The 14,251-nt window shown below is 74.1% G+C and carries 14 protein-coding genes; 3 read left to right on the forward strand and 11 right to left on the reverse strand.

Features of this window, described 5'->3' with window-relative positions; all coding sequences use genetic code 11:
• Nucleotides 1-52: 52 nt before the first annotated feature.
• Nucleotides 53-1,165, reverse strand: a complete 1,113-nt coding sequence (locus PH189_RS08970) for an SPL family radical SAM protein (RefSeq protein WP_274188434.1) — start codon at nucleotides 1,163-1,165, stop codon at nucleotides 53-55.
• Nucleotides 1,166-1,300: 135 nt separating this feature from the next.
• Between PH189_RS08970 and PH189_RS08975 the strand changes: the two genes are divergently transcribed.
• Nucleotides 1,301-1,516: a hypothetical protein gene (locus tag PH189_RS08975; protein WP_274188435.1), complete on the forward strand. Its 216-nt coding sequence runs from the start codon at nucleotides 1,301-1,303 to the stop codon at nucleotides 1,514-1,516.
• Here the strand turns inward: PH189_RS08975 and PH189_RS08980 are convergent, their stop codons facing one another.
• From PH189_RS08980 to PH189_RS08990, 3 genes are all read right to left on the reverse strand, one after another.
• Nucleotides 1,517-2,128 (reverse strand): SDR family oxidoreductase, encoded by a 612-nt coding sequence (locus PH189_RS08980; RefSeq protein WP_274188436.1) that lies wholly within the window; start codon nucleotides 2,126-2,128, stop codon nucleotides 1,517-1,519.
• 136 nt (nucleotides 2,129-2,264) lie between these two features.
• Nucleotides 2,265-2,771: an SRPBCC family protein gene (locus PH189_RS08985; protein ID WP_274188437.1), complete on the reverse strand. Its 507-nt coding sequence runs from the start codon at nucleotides 2,769-2,771 to the stop codon at nucleotides 2,265-2,267.
• On the reverse strand, nucleotides 2,768-3,097 hold the full coding sequence (locus tag PH189_RS08990; protein WP_274188438.1) for an ArsR/SmtB family transcription factor: 330 nt from the start codon (nucleotides 3,095-3,097) through the stop codon (nucleotides 2,768-2,770). The genes PH189_RS08985 and PH189_RS08990 overlap by 4 nt, the downstream gene beginning before the upstream one ends.
• A gap of 118 nt (nucleotides 3,098-3,215) precedes the next feature.
• Between PH189_RS08990 and PH189_RS08995 the strand changes: the two genes are divergently transcribed.
• Entirely contained in the window at nucleotides 3,216-4,190 is a 975-nt protein-coding gene (locus PH189_RS08995) for a phosphotriesterase family protein (RefSeq protein WP_274188439.1), read from the forward strand.
• Entirely contained in the window at nucleotides 4,187-5,707 is a 1,521-nt protein-coding gene (locus PH189_RS09000) for a class I adenylate-forming enzyme family protein (RefSeq protein WP_274188440.1), read from the forward strand. Before PH189_RS08995 ends, PH189_RS09000 begins: the two co-directional genes overlap by 4 nt.
• A gap of 11 nt (nucleotides 5,708-5,718) precedes the next feature.
• On the opposite strand, the gene PH189_RS09005 is transcribed toward PH189_RS09000, so the two are convergent.
• The 7 genes from PH189_RS09005 to PH189_RS09035 form a co-directional block, all read right to left on the reverse strand.
• Nucleotides 5,719-7,269, reverse strand: a complete 1,551-nt coding sequence (locus PH189_RS09005) for a DICT sensory domain-containing protein (RefSeq protein WP_274188441.1) — start codon at nucleotides 7,267-7,269, stop codon at nucleotides 5,719-5,721.
• Between the two features lie 209 nt (nucleotides 7,270-7,478).
• Nucleotides 7,479-8,123, reverse strand: coding sequence for a LutC/YkgG family protein (locus PH189_RS09010; protein WP_274188442.1), 645 nt, complete (start codon nucleotides 8,121-8,123; stop codon nucleotides 7,479-7,481).
• The gene (locus PH189_RS09015) at nucleotides 8,120-9,577 is read right to left on the reverse strand and encodes a LutB/LldF family L-lactate oxidation iron-sulfur protein (RefSeq protein ID WP_274188703.1); all 1,458 of its coding nucleotides are present in this window, start codon (nucleotides 9,575-9,577) and stop codon (nucleotides 8,120-8,122) included. Before PH189_RS09015 ends, PH189_RS09010 begins: the two co-directional genes overlap by 4 nt.
• A gap of 41 nt (nucleotides 9,578-9,618) precedes the next feature.
• Nucleotides 9,619-10,368, reverse strand: a complete 750-nt coding sequence (locus PH189_RS09020; protein WP_274188443.1) for a (Fe-S)-binding protein — start codon at nucleotides 10,366-10,368, stop codon at nucleotides 9,619-9,621.
• Nucleotides 10,365-10,697 (reverse strand): L-rhamnose mutarotase, encoded by a 333-nt coding sequence (locus PH189_RS09025; protein WP_274188444.1) that lies wholly within the window; start codon nucleotides 10,695-10,697, stop codon nucleotides 10,365-10,367. Before PH189_RS09025 ends, PH189_RS09020 begins: the two co-directional genes overlap by 4 nt.
• A gap of 58 nt (nucleotides 10,698-10,755) precedes the next feature.
• Nucleotides 10,756-12,201, reverse strand: a complete 1,446-nt coding sequence (locus PH189_RS09030) for a rhamnulokinase (RefSeq protein ID WP_274188445.1) — start codon at nucleotides 12,199-12,201, stop codon at nucleotides 10,756-10,758.
• A complete protein-coding gene (locus PH189_RS09035) occupies nucleotides 12,198-14,249 on the reverse strand; it encodes a bifunctional aldolase/short-chain dehydrogenase (protein WP_274188446.1) in 2,052 nt (683 codons plus the stop codon). Before PH189_RS09035 ends, PH189_RS09030 begins: the two co-directional genes overlap by 4 nt.
• Nucleotides 14,250-14,251: the final 2 nt, after the last annotated feature.

Consider the following 14,251-nt stretch of genomic DNA (forward strand, 5'->3'; position numbering starts at 1 on the left):
AGACCCAAGACAAAAGGTCACAGCACGGTAACGATCCCCTGCTCGAAGGCCCCTAGGTCCAGTACAGGACCCGGGCCGCGGGCAGGCGCTCCGAGAGCTCGGAGGTCACGTGCGCGCGCAGGTCCGCCATCACGTCGTCGGGGTAGACGTGCTTCACCGCGCCGAACTTCCCGCGCTTGGTGCGCCGCTGCTCGGGGTCCATCTCGAGGCGGGTGCGCGGGTACCAGGTCTCGAGGGTCTCCTTGCTGCCCGGCGTGAACCGGTGGGTGATGCACTCGGCGGTGAGATCGAGGTCGTCCACGCCCACGAGGGCCGTCGCGACCCGGGCGAGCAGGTCGGAGTACGCCGCCCGCCAGTCCCCGACGGGCATGATCGGCGCGATCGTCAGACCCACCGGCCAGCCGGCGCGGGCGAGCGTCGCGAGCGCGTCGATGCGCTTCCCGACGGGATCGGTCCCGCCCTCGAAGCGACCCACCACCGACTCCGGGCCGACGGAGAACCGCAGCCGCGTGCGACCGGCGTGCGGCAGGTCGAGCAGCCCCGCGACGTCGGCGAACTTCGTCGTCGCCCGCAGCTGCACGGGCCCGCCGAAGTCGTGGGTGCCGACGTGGCGGATCGCGGCCGAGAGGCTGCCGGTGACGTGCTCGATGCCCAGCGGGTCGGTGTAGCAGGACGCCTCGAAGGTGGTCCCCTCCGCGGCGCGGTCGACGTTGGTCGAGGTGATCGTGCCGTGCCCGACGTAGACGTCGAGGCCGGCGAGGATCTCCTCGAGGTCGCCGTAGACGCGAGTCATGGGCGGCCCCGTCAGCGACCCGGCGAGGTAGCAGTACTGGCAGTGGGCCGGGCAGCCGCGGGCGAGGTCGACCCGCCAGTCGGCGCTCGGCGGGATCGGGTCGAGCTTCCGCGCCGACGCCGGGCTCGTGACCACCGCCAGCGTCGACTTCGCCCGGGCGTAGGTCTCGCGCTCGGTCTCCCCGCGCACGCCGGTGATCCGGTCGCCGCGCAGCAGCTCGACGTCGTCGACGCCGGCCGACGCGCACCGACGGAGGATCACGTCGGTGTGCGGGTGCTCCTGCGCGGAGCGGGTGACCAGGACGCGCTGCGGGATCCAGAGACGGGTGGTGGGCAGACCGGTCGTCTGCGGGGCCGGAAGGGATCTCGTCATCGCATTCACGTCAACGCGCCGCACGTTCGGCGACTTCCGCCCGGACGGGGTGATTGCGCCCTCCGGGCGCGGGATACTCGGCCGCGTCCGGCAGTGGCGCCGGTCACATCCGCTCAGCCCCACTCGGGAGGTCCCGTGTCCGCCCCGTCCTCCGGTCCCGACCTGCGCCCCGCCGCGCTCGACGACGCCGCCCTCGCCGACCTGCGCCGCGTCGAGGAGCGCATCGGCACCCCGCTCGTCGCGTACGAGGCCGAGAGCCCCTACGCCGAGCTCACCGACGAGCAGCTCGCCGAGATCCGGCGCGCCGAGAGCGCCCTCGGCGTCCGGCTGCTGGCCTACCGCCCGGCCTGATCAGACCCGCGCCTCGGCGACCGCCACGGTGCGGCCTCCGAACCGCGCGACGTCCGGGTCCGCGAGCAGCGCGCACACCGCCCGGCCCGGCGCCTCGACGTCGTCCACGCCGGGTGGGAGCGCGTCACCCAGGGCCGCGACGATCGCCTCGGTGGCCGTGAAGCCCGGGGAGAGGCACAGCGCCGTGCCTCCGTGCGGCGCGAGGTCGTGGTGCACCGAGCGCGCGAGACGCGAGATGCCGGTCATCGCGAGGTCGTAGACGGCGTGCCCGCCGAGGACCTCGTCGTCGTGACCCCCGTAGCCCGTCATCACGACGAGCCCGCCGCGCGCGAGCACGAGCGGCGTCGCGGCGCGCACCGTGTCGTCGTGGCTGCGCAGCCCGACGTCGATCATGTTCGTCCAGTGCGCGGGGTCGAGCTCCCAGAACGGGCTCGGCGCGAAGGGCAGCGCGTTGCCGTCGAAGGCGTTGGCGACGACGAGGTCGAGCCCGTCGTGCCGCTCCCGGACGGCGCCGAGGACCGGGTCGAGCGCCGCGGCCCCGTGGGCATGGTCGACGGCGTGTGCGACACCGCGGCCGCCGCGCTCGTCGACCTCCGCCGCCGTGTCCTCCACCGTCCCCGGCAGGGTCGGGTGCGGCCGGGCCTAGGTGTCGCGATCGGTGACGTGCACCGTCGCGCCGGTGTCGGCCAGCGCCAGCGCGATCCCCGGCCGACGCCCCGGGCGGCTCCCGTGACCAGCGCGACCGTACTCACGACGCCGGGTCGGTCGCGGCGTAGCGCGGCGCGAGGGACTCCCAGGCGGCGAGGAACGTCGGCCCGTCGCAACCCGCGGACCCCACGTCACGCCCGTCCAGGTGCACGGCGAGGTTGCCGAGGTGCACGTGCCACCCGGCTCCGTACTGCACGACGTCGACGTCGAGGCGAGTGTGGTCGAGCCGCAGCAGCGTGCCGTCGCCATCGGGGACGAGGCGCAGCACCAGCTCGGAGGGCGGCTCGCCCGTGTAGTCCCAGGTGAGACGCAGCTCGTGGGGCGGGTCCCAGGACATGACGGTGCAGCGGGCGGTCTCGTCGCCGTTCATCCGCAGCACGAACGTCGCGTCGGGCCCCGGCGCGCCGGACTCGACCGGCGCCAGCCAGTCGCCCAGGCGTCCGGGCTGGGTGAGGGCCGCCCAGACGCGAGAGGCGGGCGAGGCCAGGCGGCGCTCGAGGTGGACGGTGCCGGCGGCCCGGTCCACGGTGCCGAGGAGGTCGGTCACGGTGTACTCCCATCATGGTCGGTCTCGAGGTGGCGCTCGAGGGCGTCGAGACGCCCGGTCCAGAAGCTGGTCTGCCGTGACGCCCAGCCGGCCAGCTCGTCGAGCGGGCCGGGGTCGAGGCGGTAGACGCGGCGCTGCGCGTCGACGGTGCTGGTGACCAGCCCGGACTCGCGCAGCACCTTGAGGTGCTTGGACGCGGTGGGCTGACGGATCCCGAACCGCTCGGCGGCGAGGTCGGCGAGCTCGCCCGCCGTCACCTCGCCCCGAGCCAGCCGCTCGACCATCGAGCGCCGCACCGGGTCCGCCACCGCCTGGAACACGTCCACGACCCGTACTTTGCCACAGGGCTATATAGCTGACAAGCGATGCACGCTGGACTCTGGCCTCCCGCCGGGGGATGCGTGAGGGTGGTCCAGGTCACAACGACGCGGCGGAGGTGCGGGCATGCCGACGGTGGAGACGGTGCGGGGTCCGGTGGACACCGGGGACCTCGGCACGACGCTGATGCACGAGCACGTGTTCGTGCTGACGCCGGACATCATGGCCAACTACGGCGACGAGTACTGGGACGAGGAGGTCCGGGTCGCCGACGCGATCGACAAGCTGCGCCGCCTGCGCGATCTGGGCGTCACGACGATCGTCGACCCCACCGTCGTCGGGCTCGGCCGCTACATCCCCCGCGTCGCGCGGATCAACGCCGAGGTCGACCTCCATATCGTGGTGGCCACCGGTCTCTACACGTTCGACGAGATCCCACACTTCCTGCACTACCGCGGCCCGGACACGCTGCTCGGCGGCGACGAGCCGATGGTCCAGATGTTCGTCAAGGACATCCGCGAGGGCATCGCCGGGACGGGGATCAAGGCGGCGTTCCTCAAGGGTGTCGTCGAGGAGCGGGGCCTGACCCCCGACCAGACGCGGGTGCAGAACGCCATCGCCGCCACCCACGTCGAGACCGGCGTGCCGATCACGGTGCACACCAACAGCGCGCACCAGACCGGGCGGCTCGCCCTCGACCTGTACGAGCGCAGCGGCGTCGACCTCACCAAGGTCGTCGTCGGGCACGCGGGCGACACCAACGACCTCGACTACCTGCGCGAGATCATGGACCGAGGCGCGACGATCGGCTGCGACCGGTTCGGGCTCGACCTGTTCAACCCGACCGAGCAGCGGGTCGCGACGATCGCGGCGCTCTGCGCCCAGGGGTACGCCGACCGGATCGTGCTCGCCCACGACGCGGCCTGCTACATGGACTTCTTCTCCGGCGAGACCTCGCAGGCCGCACTGGCGCAGGCCGCGCCGAACTGGCACTACGAGCACATCCACCACGACGTGCTCCCGGCGCTGCGCGAGCAGGGCGTGAGCGACGAGCAGCTGACGACGATGCTGGTCGAGAACCCGCGGCGGTACTTCTCGTGAGCCCCGAACCCCTGCCCCGCGGTCCGGCGCCGTTCGACACGTCGGGCATCACCCGCGGCGACGACGGCATCGCGCGCTACGACCGCCTCGCGCCGTCGGTGGTGGCGATGGTGCGGGCGTCGGTGGAGCGCCACCCCGACGTGGAGGCGGTGGTCGAGGTCGGCGGCGAGCGCGTCACGTACGCCGAGCTGTGGGAGCGCGCGGCCCGGGTCGCCGGCGGCCTGGTCGCCGACGGCATCACCCGCGGCGACCGGGTGGCCTCGCTGCTGCCGGCGGGCCTGGACTGGGTGGTCGGCTTCCTCGGCACGCTGCTCGCCGGCGCCGTCGCCGTCCCGGTGAACACCCGCTTCGCCGCGCCGGAGATCGAGCACGTCCTCACCGACTCCGGGGCGGCCGCCGTGCTGCGCGCCGGGTCGCCGCTGCCCGAGGGGAACCCGGAGGCCCTCGAGGACCTCGTCCCCGGCGACCTCGCGGCGATCTTCTACACCAGCGGCACCACCGGCCGCCCCAAGGGCGCGCGCACCACCCACGGCAACTTCCTGTCCAACGTCGAGACCGCGATCCGCGTCATCGGCATCGACCGCGCGGCCGGGCCGACGCTGCGCAACCTCGTCTCGGTGCCGCTGTTCCACGTCACCGGCTGCAACTCGCAGCTGCTCGTCCAGCTCGGCCTGGGCGGGACGACGGTGGTGCTGCCGACGTTCCAGGCGGACGCGTTCGTGCGCACGATCGTCGAGGAGCGCATCGACACGCTGGTCTCCGTCCCCGCGATCTACGGGCTGACGCTGGCCCGCGACGACCTCGACGTCGACCTCTCCGGCATCCGCCGCGCGACCTACGGCGGCGCGCCCATGGCGCCCGACCTGGTCCGCCGGCTCCAGGAGCGCCTCCCGCAGGCCCGGCTCGGCAACGGCTTCGGGCTCACCGAGACCTCCTCGATCTCCACGTTCCTGCCCCACGAGTGGGCGGTGCAGCACGCCGACTCCGTGGGTTTCGCCGCTCCGGTGGTCGACCTCGCGCTGACCGACGTCGACGACGCCGGCGTCGGGGAGCTGCTGATCCGGGGCCCGAACGTCGTCGACGGGTACTGGGAGGCCCCGGAGGCGACGGCCCGGACGTTCGTCGACGGCTGGCTGCACAGCGGGGACCTCGCCCGCGTGGACGACGGGCTGGTCCGGGTGGTCGACCGCGCCAAGGACGTCATCAACCGCGGCGGTGAGAACGTCTACTCGGTCGAGGTCGAGAACGCCCTCGCCGGCGCGCCCGGGGTGGCCGACGCGGCGGTCGTCGGGGTGCCGGACGACATCATGGGCGAGAAGGTCGGCGCGGTGCTGGTGGGCGGGAGCGTCGACGTCGACGCCGTCCTCGCCTACCTGGACACGCAGCTCGCCGACTTCAAGGTGCCCCAGTACGTCGTCGTCACCACCGACCCCCTGCCACGCAACCCCGGCGGCAAGCTGCTCAAACGGACCCTGCGCGACGGCACCGACTGGGGGCGGCCGGTGCGCGGTCGCTGATCACCCGCTGATCATCGCGGGCGCACGCCCGCCGACCCGATCTGCTGGGGCACCTCCGCCGCGACGAGGCCCCGGGAGCCGGGGAGCAGCGCGTCGGGGTCCTCGACGCCGTCGGGACCGAACCAGGGGTGCTCGGCGGTGGTCTCCGCGTCCGGGACGGGAGCCGGGGGGTCAGGCTCGTGCCGCCCCGGCTCCGGCAGCACCCGGCCCGCGCGGGTGGAGACGACGGCGATGCGCTCACCGGCCGGGGTCCGCCCCGCGTCGACCGCGCCCACGGCGTCGGCCGGCAGACGATCCAGCGCGACCCGGAGGTCCTCGACCGGAAGTGGTCGGGCGTGGGTGACGATCGTGGCGACGGTGGCCGTCAGCGGGACGTGCGGGTAGCCGTCGGAGGCGAGCTCCAGCTGCTCGGCCACCTCGTCGCCGAGGCCCGCGAGGTGCCGCGCCGAGGCGCCCGGCACGACGACGAGGAACTCGCGACGGCTCAGGCGCACGGCGGCGTCGACGGGGCCGAGCGGCTGGCACAGGGCGGCCGCCACCTTGCGGGCGGCGTGGTACTCGGCGCGCGGATCCTCGAGCTCCGCGCCCAGGCCGGCGATGTCGAGCAGGGCGAGGCCGACCGGGAGCTCGGTCGACCCGCCGGGCGCCGACCAGCGTCCGAGGAAGTCCGGGGTCGGCAGGCCGCTCGACGGGTCGATCTCGGCCGAGCGGTGCGCGTCGGCACCCCGGTGGGCGTCGGCGAGCTGCTCGCGCAGCGCGCGGCTCCCGGCCTGCGCGGTCTGCATCCGGGTGATCATGTGCGCGAGCGACGCCGTCGCCCACGCCTCCGCCGGCGACCCGCTGCTCCCGGCCTGCTCGCCGCCCGCGGCCATGGTCTCGCCGAGCAGGCCGTCGATCCGGCGCAGCAGCGGCTCCGGGAGCCGCCCGCCCAGGGCGAGGCGCAGCCGGGCGAGCTCCGCCCCGGCCTGGGCGTGGGCGTAGCCCCAGCGGCCGGAGAACTGGCGGCTCGCCTCGGTGTCGTGCTCGCGGGCGTCGTAGGCGTGCTGGTCGGTGGCCACGAGGAAGGCGCCGGCGCGCGGACCGACCGCGACGACGGTCCACTCGTCGGCGAGCTTCTCGTCGGGCTCGATCAGCACCGTGTGCACCCCGCGGGGCGGCGCGTGCTCCTCGCCGCGGACGAAGCCGACGACCACCTCGGCGCCCGCCGCCGCGAGGCGCTCGTAGACGACGCGCTCGCGCTCGAAGAACTCCAGGCGCTGGAACAGCGCGATCACCACCGTCGACGGGCCGGGCCCGCCGATGGGCGACGACACCACGGCCTTCTCGATCGCGTGGGAGACGGCCACCAGCAGCCGCTTGGGCACCAGGGCCGGCCGCCCGCCGCCGGTGCGGTCCCAGGCGCGGTGGGGGTCGTCGTCGAGACGGGAGCGGGTGGCGCGGGCGGTGGCTTCGGCGACGGCCTGGGAGAGCGGTCCGGCGACGCCCCTCGTGCCGCCCGGCGGGGGCGGCGGCACCGTGGGCACGGCGAGAGGGGTCGGGCGGCCGTTCGGGTGAGTGGTCACCGTGGGGCTCCTGGCGTCCGGACGCGGTATGGGCGGATCGGTCGGTTCCCCCTACCACCGGGCCGAACCGTCCGCGGGCGATCGAGCCGACGACCGGCCGCCCCCGCGCGCCGAGGAGATCCCTGCCACCCGATCGGCGGGCGTCCGGTCGGGGAACCCCCCGGTCACCCCCCGTACGTGCGTGATCTTCTGAGTGATGGCTCAGAAGATCACGCACGTGGGGCGACGAGGACCACGTCGAGGCGGCGGGGCCCGTGGACGCCCTCGACGCGGTCGAGCTCGATGTCGCTGGTGGCCGAGGGGCCGGAGACGAACGTCAGCGGGTGGGTGGGGTCGAGGCGGGCGATGCCCTCGGGCACCGAGGACACGACGTCGGCGGCCCGGACGACGCACACGTGGTGGTCGGGGACGAGCGTGATCGCCCGCCGCCCCTGGTCCGGGGCGAGCGCGTCGAGGACGAACGTGCCGGTGTCCGCGATCGCCACCGCGGCCCCGGTGACCACGGCGTCGACCGCGTCGAGCTTCGCCACCGACAGCGGTGGCTCGTCGGGGCGGACGCGGGCGGTGACCTCGCCGAGCCAGCGCGCCGGCAGGCCGGGCGGGGCGACGAAGGTCGTGACACCCGCGTTCTCCAGGATGTCCGCGATCGTCGCCGAGACGTCGTCCTCGTCGGCGACGCGGTGCACGGTGGCCTTGTAGTCGGTGAGGGTCTCGACCAGCCGGTCGACGACCTCGGCCGACCCGGGTGGCGCGGTGCCCGACCGCCGGTACTCCCGCGGCACCTCCGGGGCGGTGGCGCCGCCGGCGTCCCGGGCCGCCCGCAGCCGCGCGAGCACCTCGTCGCGCGCGCTCACGACGACGGTCCCCGGGTGCGCGCCCACCACTGCCGGAACGTCTCGGCCGGCGGGGTCGGCATGTCTCGGGCGCCGAACCACGCCGCGGCGCCCGGACCGGGCACCGAGCGGATCCGTCCCGAGCGCCCGATCAGCCGCCCCAGCTTCAGGGCGCGCTCGACGAGGGAGAACCGCCCGGGCGAGGACATCGCCGCGGCCGCGGCACGCATCGCGACGTCCTGTGTCGTCGGGCGGGTGTGCGCGTCGACCGCGGCGGCGCGCTGCTGCACGAGCAGGTGCGGGATGTCGATGCGCACCGGGCAGGCGTCGAAGCACGCCCCGCACAGCGTCGAGGCGTAGGGCAGCGAGGCGCTCACGTCGTCGGTGCCCTGGATGCCGGTGAGCTGCGGGGTCAGCACGGCGCCGATCGGCCCCGGGTAGACCGAGCCGTACGCGTGCCCGCCCGCGCGCTCGTAGACCGGGCAGACGTTGAGGCACGCCGAGCAGCGGATGCAGTGCAGCGCCTGGCGGCCGTCGGGCGAGGCGAGCACGTTCGAGCGGCCGTTGTCGAGCAGCACGAGGTGGAAGGTCTGCGGCCCGTCGCCGGGCGTCACCCCGCTCCACGTCGACGTGTACGGGTTCATCCGCTCCCCCGTCGACGACCGCGGCAGCAGCTGCAGGAACACCTCGAGGTCCGACCACGTGGGAACGATCTTCTCGACGCCCATCACCGTGATCAGCGTGTCCGGCAGCGTCAGGCACATCCGCCCGTTGCCCTCGGACTCGACGACCGAGATCGTCCCGGTGTCGGCGACCGCGAAGTTGACCCCGGAGATGCCGACCCGGGCGGAGAGGAACTTCCGGCGCAGGTGCGCCCGCGCCGCCATGGCCAGCAGCCGTGGCTCGTCGGTGAGCTCCGGGTCCACGTCGGGCATCTCGCGCAGGAAGATGTCGCGGATCTCCGAGCGGTTGCGGTGGATGGCCGGGACGAGGAAGTGCGACGGCCGGTCGTCGGAGAGCTGGACGATCAGCTCGGCCAGGTCGGTCTCGAGCGCCGCGATCCCGGCCTCGCCGAGGGCCTCGTTGAGCCCCGTCTCCTGCGTGGCCATCGACTTGACCTTGACGACCTCCTGGGCGCCCGTCCCCCGCACCAGGTCCACGACGATCCGGTTGGCCTCCACCGCGTCCCGTGCCCAGTGCACGACGCCGCCGCGGGCGGTCACCGCCTCCTCGAACTGCACGAGCAGCTCCGGCAGGCGCGCCATGACGTCGGCCTTGATGCCCTCGCCGGCGCGACGCAGCTCCTCCCAGTCGTCGACCTCCGCGACGACCCCGGCGCGCTTGGCACGGATCGTGCGGGTGGCGTGGCCGAGGTTCTGGCGCAGCTGGGTGTCGGCGAGGGACCGGCGCGCCGCGACGGGGAACGGCTCGCTCCCGCGCAGATGGCCGTACGGGTCCGACGCGACGGTCGGCATGCCCAGATCCGTCACGCCCAGATCCGTCACGCCCGGATCCGTCATGCTGGGACCTCCTGATCGGCGGTGGACGCCAGGATCTCGGCCAGGTGCACGGTGCGCACGCCCGATCGCAGCCGCGACAGCCCGCCGCCGATGTGCATGAGGCACGAGGTGTCGCCCGCCGTGCACACCTCGGCGTGGGTGGAGAGGACGTTCGCCATCTTGTCGGCGAGCATCGCCGTCGAGGTCTCGGCGTTCTTCACCGCGAACGTCCCGCCGAACCCGCAGCAGACCTCGGCATCGGGCAGCTCGGTCAGCGTCAGGCCGCGGACCTCGCGGAGCAGGCGCAGCGGCTTGTCGCCGACGCGCAGCATGCGCAGCGAGTGGCACGTCGGGTGGTACGTCACGCGGTGCGGGTAGTAGGCGCCGACGTCGGTGACCCCGAGGACGTCGACGAGCAGCTCGGAGAGCTCGTAGGTCCGGTGCGCGAGGTCCTCGGCCGCCCGGGCCAGCTCCTCGTCGCCCCCGCGGCGGGCGACCATCGCGTGCTGGTGACGGACGCACCCCACACAGGACCCGGAGGGGGCGACGGCGACGTCCGCGGCGCCCGAGAACACCTCGACGTGGTGACGCACCAGCGGCAGCGCGAGGTCGAGGTAGCCGGTGTTGACGTGCATCTGTCCGCAGCAGGTCTGGTCGGCGGGGAAGACGACCTCGTGCCCCAGGCGTTCGAGCAGCTCGACCGTGGCCCGCGGCGCCCGGGGGAACAGGGCGTCCCCGAGGCAGGTCGCGACGAGGGCGATCTTCACGTCGACCGCTCCAGCTGCTCTTCGAGCTCGAACACCTGCTCGAGCACCCTGAACGCCGTGTCGGGGCGGCCGCCGTCGAAGAACTCCGACATCTCCGCCTGCCATCGCTCGTTCACTGCGGTGCGCTCCATCGCCGCCTGCGCCTCGGCGAGGTCGTCGGCCTCGACATGGCCGACCAGCAGCCCGTCCTCGCCGAGGTAGAGCCGGTAGTCACGCCATCCGGCGTCGCGCAGCGCGATCAGCATCTCCGGCCAGACGTCGCGGTGGCGGGCGCGGTACTCGTCGAGCCGGTCACGGCGCACGTGGTGCACGAAGCAGTAGTGCGGCAACGGCGGGTCCTCCTCGCCAGTGGTGGTGGCCGGGACAGTGTCCCCCGGCCTGTGGTGGTCAGCGACCGAGGACGGCCTCGAGATCGTCCCAGCGACCCGCGCCGCGGGGTTCGAACCTCACGGTCGTGACCTGCTCCGCGAGGAACGCGCGGAGGTCCGGGAGGTCGCCACCCAGGGCGCCCAGGGCGCGGGCCTGGACCAGCACGTTGCCGATCGCGGTGGCCTCGACCGGCCCGGCCACGACGGGCAGACCGCAGGCGTCCGCGGTGAGTCGGCAGAGGAGCCGGTTCCGAGCGCCACCACCGACGACGTGGACGGTGTCGACCTCGCGCCCCGAGAGCCCGACCGCCTCCCGGACGGCGCGGCGATGGGCGAGAGCCAGGCTGTCGAGGACGCACCGCATGATCCCGGCACGGGTGTCGGGGACCGGTTGGCCGAGAGCGGCGACGGCCGCGACGATGCGCGCGGGCATATCGTCCGGCGCCAGGAACACGGCGTCGGCGGCGTCGACGACCACGGACGGGCCCGCGTACGCCTCGGCCTCGGCCAGCAGCGGCTCGAGCGCCGGCGAGCCCCAGGCGCGCAGGCACTCCTGCACCAGCCAGAGACCCATCACGTTGCGCAGGTAGCGGACGGTGCCGTCGACGCCGCGCTCGTTGGAGAAGTTCGCGGCGCGGGACGCCTCGGTGAGCACCGGGGCGTCCAGCTCCACGCCGACGAGCGACCAGGTACCGCACGAGACGTAGGCGAAGCGCTCGCAGGCCGCGGGCACCCCGACCACCGCCGACGCGGTGTCGTGCGACCCGACCGCGAGCACCGGGGTGGCCGGGTCGAGTCCCGTCTCGGCCGCGACCGACGGTGTCAGCGGGCCCACCACGTCGCCGGGGGCCCGCAGCGCCGGGAGCAGCGACGGGTCGATCCCGACGCGGAGCGCGAGGTCGGTGTCCCACCCGGATCCGTCCGCGGCGAGCAGCCCGGTGGTCGAGGCGTTGGTGAGCTCCGCACCGCGCTCACCGGTGAGCCAGTAGCACAGCAGGTCCGGCACCAGCAGGAGCTCCCGCGCGGCGGCGAGCTGTGCGGTGCCGACCGCGGCGACGAGCTGGTAGATCGTGGTGAACGGTAGTTCCTGGACCCCGGTGCGGGCGTAGAGCTCGGCCGCCGGGACGGTGCGGTGCACCAGCTCGGCGACACCGATGGTGCGGTCGTCCCGGTGGTGCACCGGGGTGCCCAGCAACGCTCCGTCGGCATCGAGCAGGCCGTGGTCGATGGCCCAGGTGTCGATACCGACGGCGTCTACGGTCGCGGCCTCTCGCAGCCCGCGGAGGATCTCGCGGTGCAGGCCGACGACGTTCCAGTGCAGGGTGTCGCGGACCCGGACGGGTCCGTTGTCGAAACGGTGCACCTCGGTGAGCTCGAGGCCTGCCGTCCTGCCGACGCGTGCCCTCACGACCCGCCCGGACGACGCCCCGAGGTCGACGGCGGCGACCGTGACTTCCCGGCTCATCGCAGGAAGGCGGCCGCGACGCCGGCGTCGACCGGGACGTGGAGACCGGTGGTGTGCGACAGGTCGTCCGAGCAGAGCACGAACACGGCGTTCGCGACGTGCTCGGGCAGCACCTCGCGCTTGAGCAACGTGCGCTGGGCGTAGAAGGCGCCGAGCTCGGACTCCTCGACGCCGTAGACCGCCGCGCGCTCTGCGCCCCAGCCGCCGGCGAAGATGCCCGAGCCGCGGACCACACCGTCGGGGTTCACGCCGTTGACCCGGATGCCGTGCTCGCCGAGCTCGGCGGCGAGCAGCCGCACCTGGTGCGCCTGGTCGGCCTTGGCCGCCCCGTAGGCGACGTTGTTCGGCCCGGCGAACACACCGTTCTTCGAGGAGATGGCGACGATGTCGCCACCGATGCCCTGCGCGATCATCACGCGCGCAGCGGCCCGGGCGACGACGAACGACCCACGGGCCATGACGTCGTGCTGCACGTCCCAGTCGGCGTCGGTGGTCTCCAACAGCGGCTTGGAGATCGACAACCCGGCGTTGTTGACGACGAGGTCGACCCCGCCGAAGGCGCACGCTGCGGCGTCCACAGCGGCCTCGACCGCGTCGGTCGAGGTGACGTCGACGGTGACGGGCACGGCCGCGTCGGTGGTCCCGATCTCCGACGCCACGGTCGTGGCGGCGTCGGCGTCACGGTCGGCGACGACGACGGCCGCGCCCTCCCCGGCCAGGCGGTGTGCGATCGCGCGGCCGATGCCGGAACCGCCGCCGGTGACGAACGCGACGCGGCCGGCCAGGGGCTTCGGCCTCGGCAGCCGCGCGAGCTTGGCCTCCTCGAGGGCCCAGTACTCGATGCGGAACTTCTCGCGCTCGTCGATCGGGGCGTAGGTCGAGAGCGTCTCGGCGCCCCGCATCACGTTGATCGCGTTGACGTAGAACTCGCCGGCGATCCGGGCGGTCTTCGCGTCGGCGCCGAAGGAGAACATCCCGACACCGGGGACCAGCACGATCGCCGGGTCCGCGCCGCGCATCGGCGGGGTGTCGGCGTCGGCGTACCGGGAGTAGTACGCGCGGTAGTCCTCGCGGTAGGCCTCGTGCAGCTCTCCCAGGCGCGCGACGACGTGGTCCAGCGGCGCGTCGGCGGGGAGGTCGAGGACCATCGGGCGGACCTTGGTCCGCAGGAAGTGGTCGGGGCACGAGGTGCCGAGCGCGGCGAGGCGCTCCAGCTCGTCCCGCGCCAGGAACTCGAGGACGGCGTCGGTGTCGGTGTAGTGACCGACGACCCGGCCGTCGGTGGACGCGAGTCCACGCAGCACGGGGGCGAGCGCGGCGGCGCGGGCGTGGCGCTCACCCTCGGGCAGCGCCGCGAAGCCGGGCCGGATCGCGCCGAAGGCGACCGAGGGATCGGTCCCGCCGCGCGCGTCGATGTGGTCCCGTGCGGTCCGGATGATCTCCAGCGACCGCTGCTCGCACTCCTCGGACGTCGCGCCCCAGGCCGTGATGCCGTGGCCCCCGAGCACGACCCCGATCGCCCGGGGGTTCTCGCGGGCGACCTCGGCGATGTCGAGGCCCAGCTGGAAGCCGGGACGTCGCCAGGGCACCCACACCACCCGGTCGCCGAAGATCTCTTTCGTGAGCGCCTCGCCGTCGGCCGCGGTGGCGATCGCGATGCCCGCGTCGGGGTGCAGGTGGTCGACGTGCGCGGCGTCCACCAGCCCGTGCATCGCGGTGTCGATCGACGGGGCGGCCCCGCCGCGTCCGTGCAGGCAGTAGTCGAACGCGCCGACCATCTCGTCCTCGCGCTCCACACCGGGATAGACGTCGACCAGCGCACGGAGCCGGTCGAGACGCAGGACGGCGAGCCCGGCCTCGGTCAGGGTGCCGAGGTCGCCCCCGGAGCCCTTGACCCACAGCAGGTCGACCTCGGCGCCGGTGGCAGGGTCGGTGGCGGTGCCCGTCGCGGAGGTGTTGCCGCCGGCGTAGTTGGTGGTGGTCGGGTCCGCGCCCAGCCGTTGGCTGCGGTCGAGGAGGTCGCGGACGGGCTGCGGGGTCTCGCTCATGG

The sequence above is a fragment of the Actinomycetospora chibensis genome (assembly GCF_028737215.1).
In the GTDB taxonomy this organism is placed as follows: domain Bacteria; phylum Actinomycetota; class Actinomycetes; order Mycobacteriales; family Pseudonocardiaceae; genus Actinomycetospora; species Actinomycetospora chibensis.

Bases quoted from the DNA above. Each gene is read 5' to 3' on its own strand.
- PH189_RS08970 (WP_274188434.1), bottom strand. From the start codon at position 1,165: ATGACGAGATCCCTTCCGGCCCCGCAGACGACCGGTCTGCCCACCACC.
- PH189_RS08995 (WP_274188439.1), top strand. From the start codon at position 3,216: ATGCCGACGGTGGAGACGGTGCGGGGTCCGGTGGACACCGGGGACCTC.
- PH189_RS09015 (WP_274188703.1), bottom strand. From the start codon at position 9,577: ATGCCGACCGTCGCGTCGGACCCGTACGGCCATCTGCGCGGGAGCGAG.
- PH189_RS09030 (WP_274188445.1), bottom strand. From the start codon at position 12,201: ATGAGCCGGGAAGTCACGGTCGCCGCCGTCGACCTCGGGGCGTCGTCC.
- PH189_RS09035 (WP_274188446.1), bottom strand. From the start codon at position 14,249: ATGAGCGAGACCCCGCAGCCCGTCCGCGACCTCCTCGACCGCAGCCAA.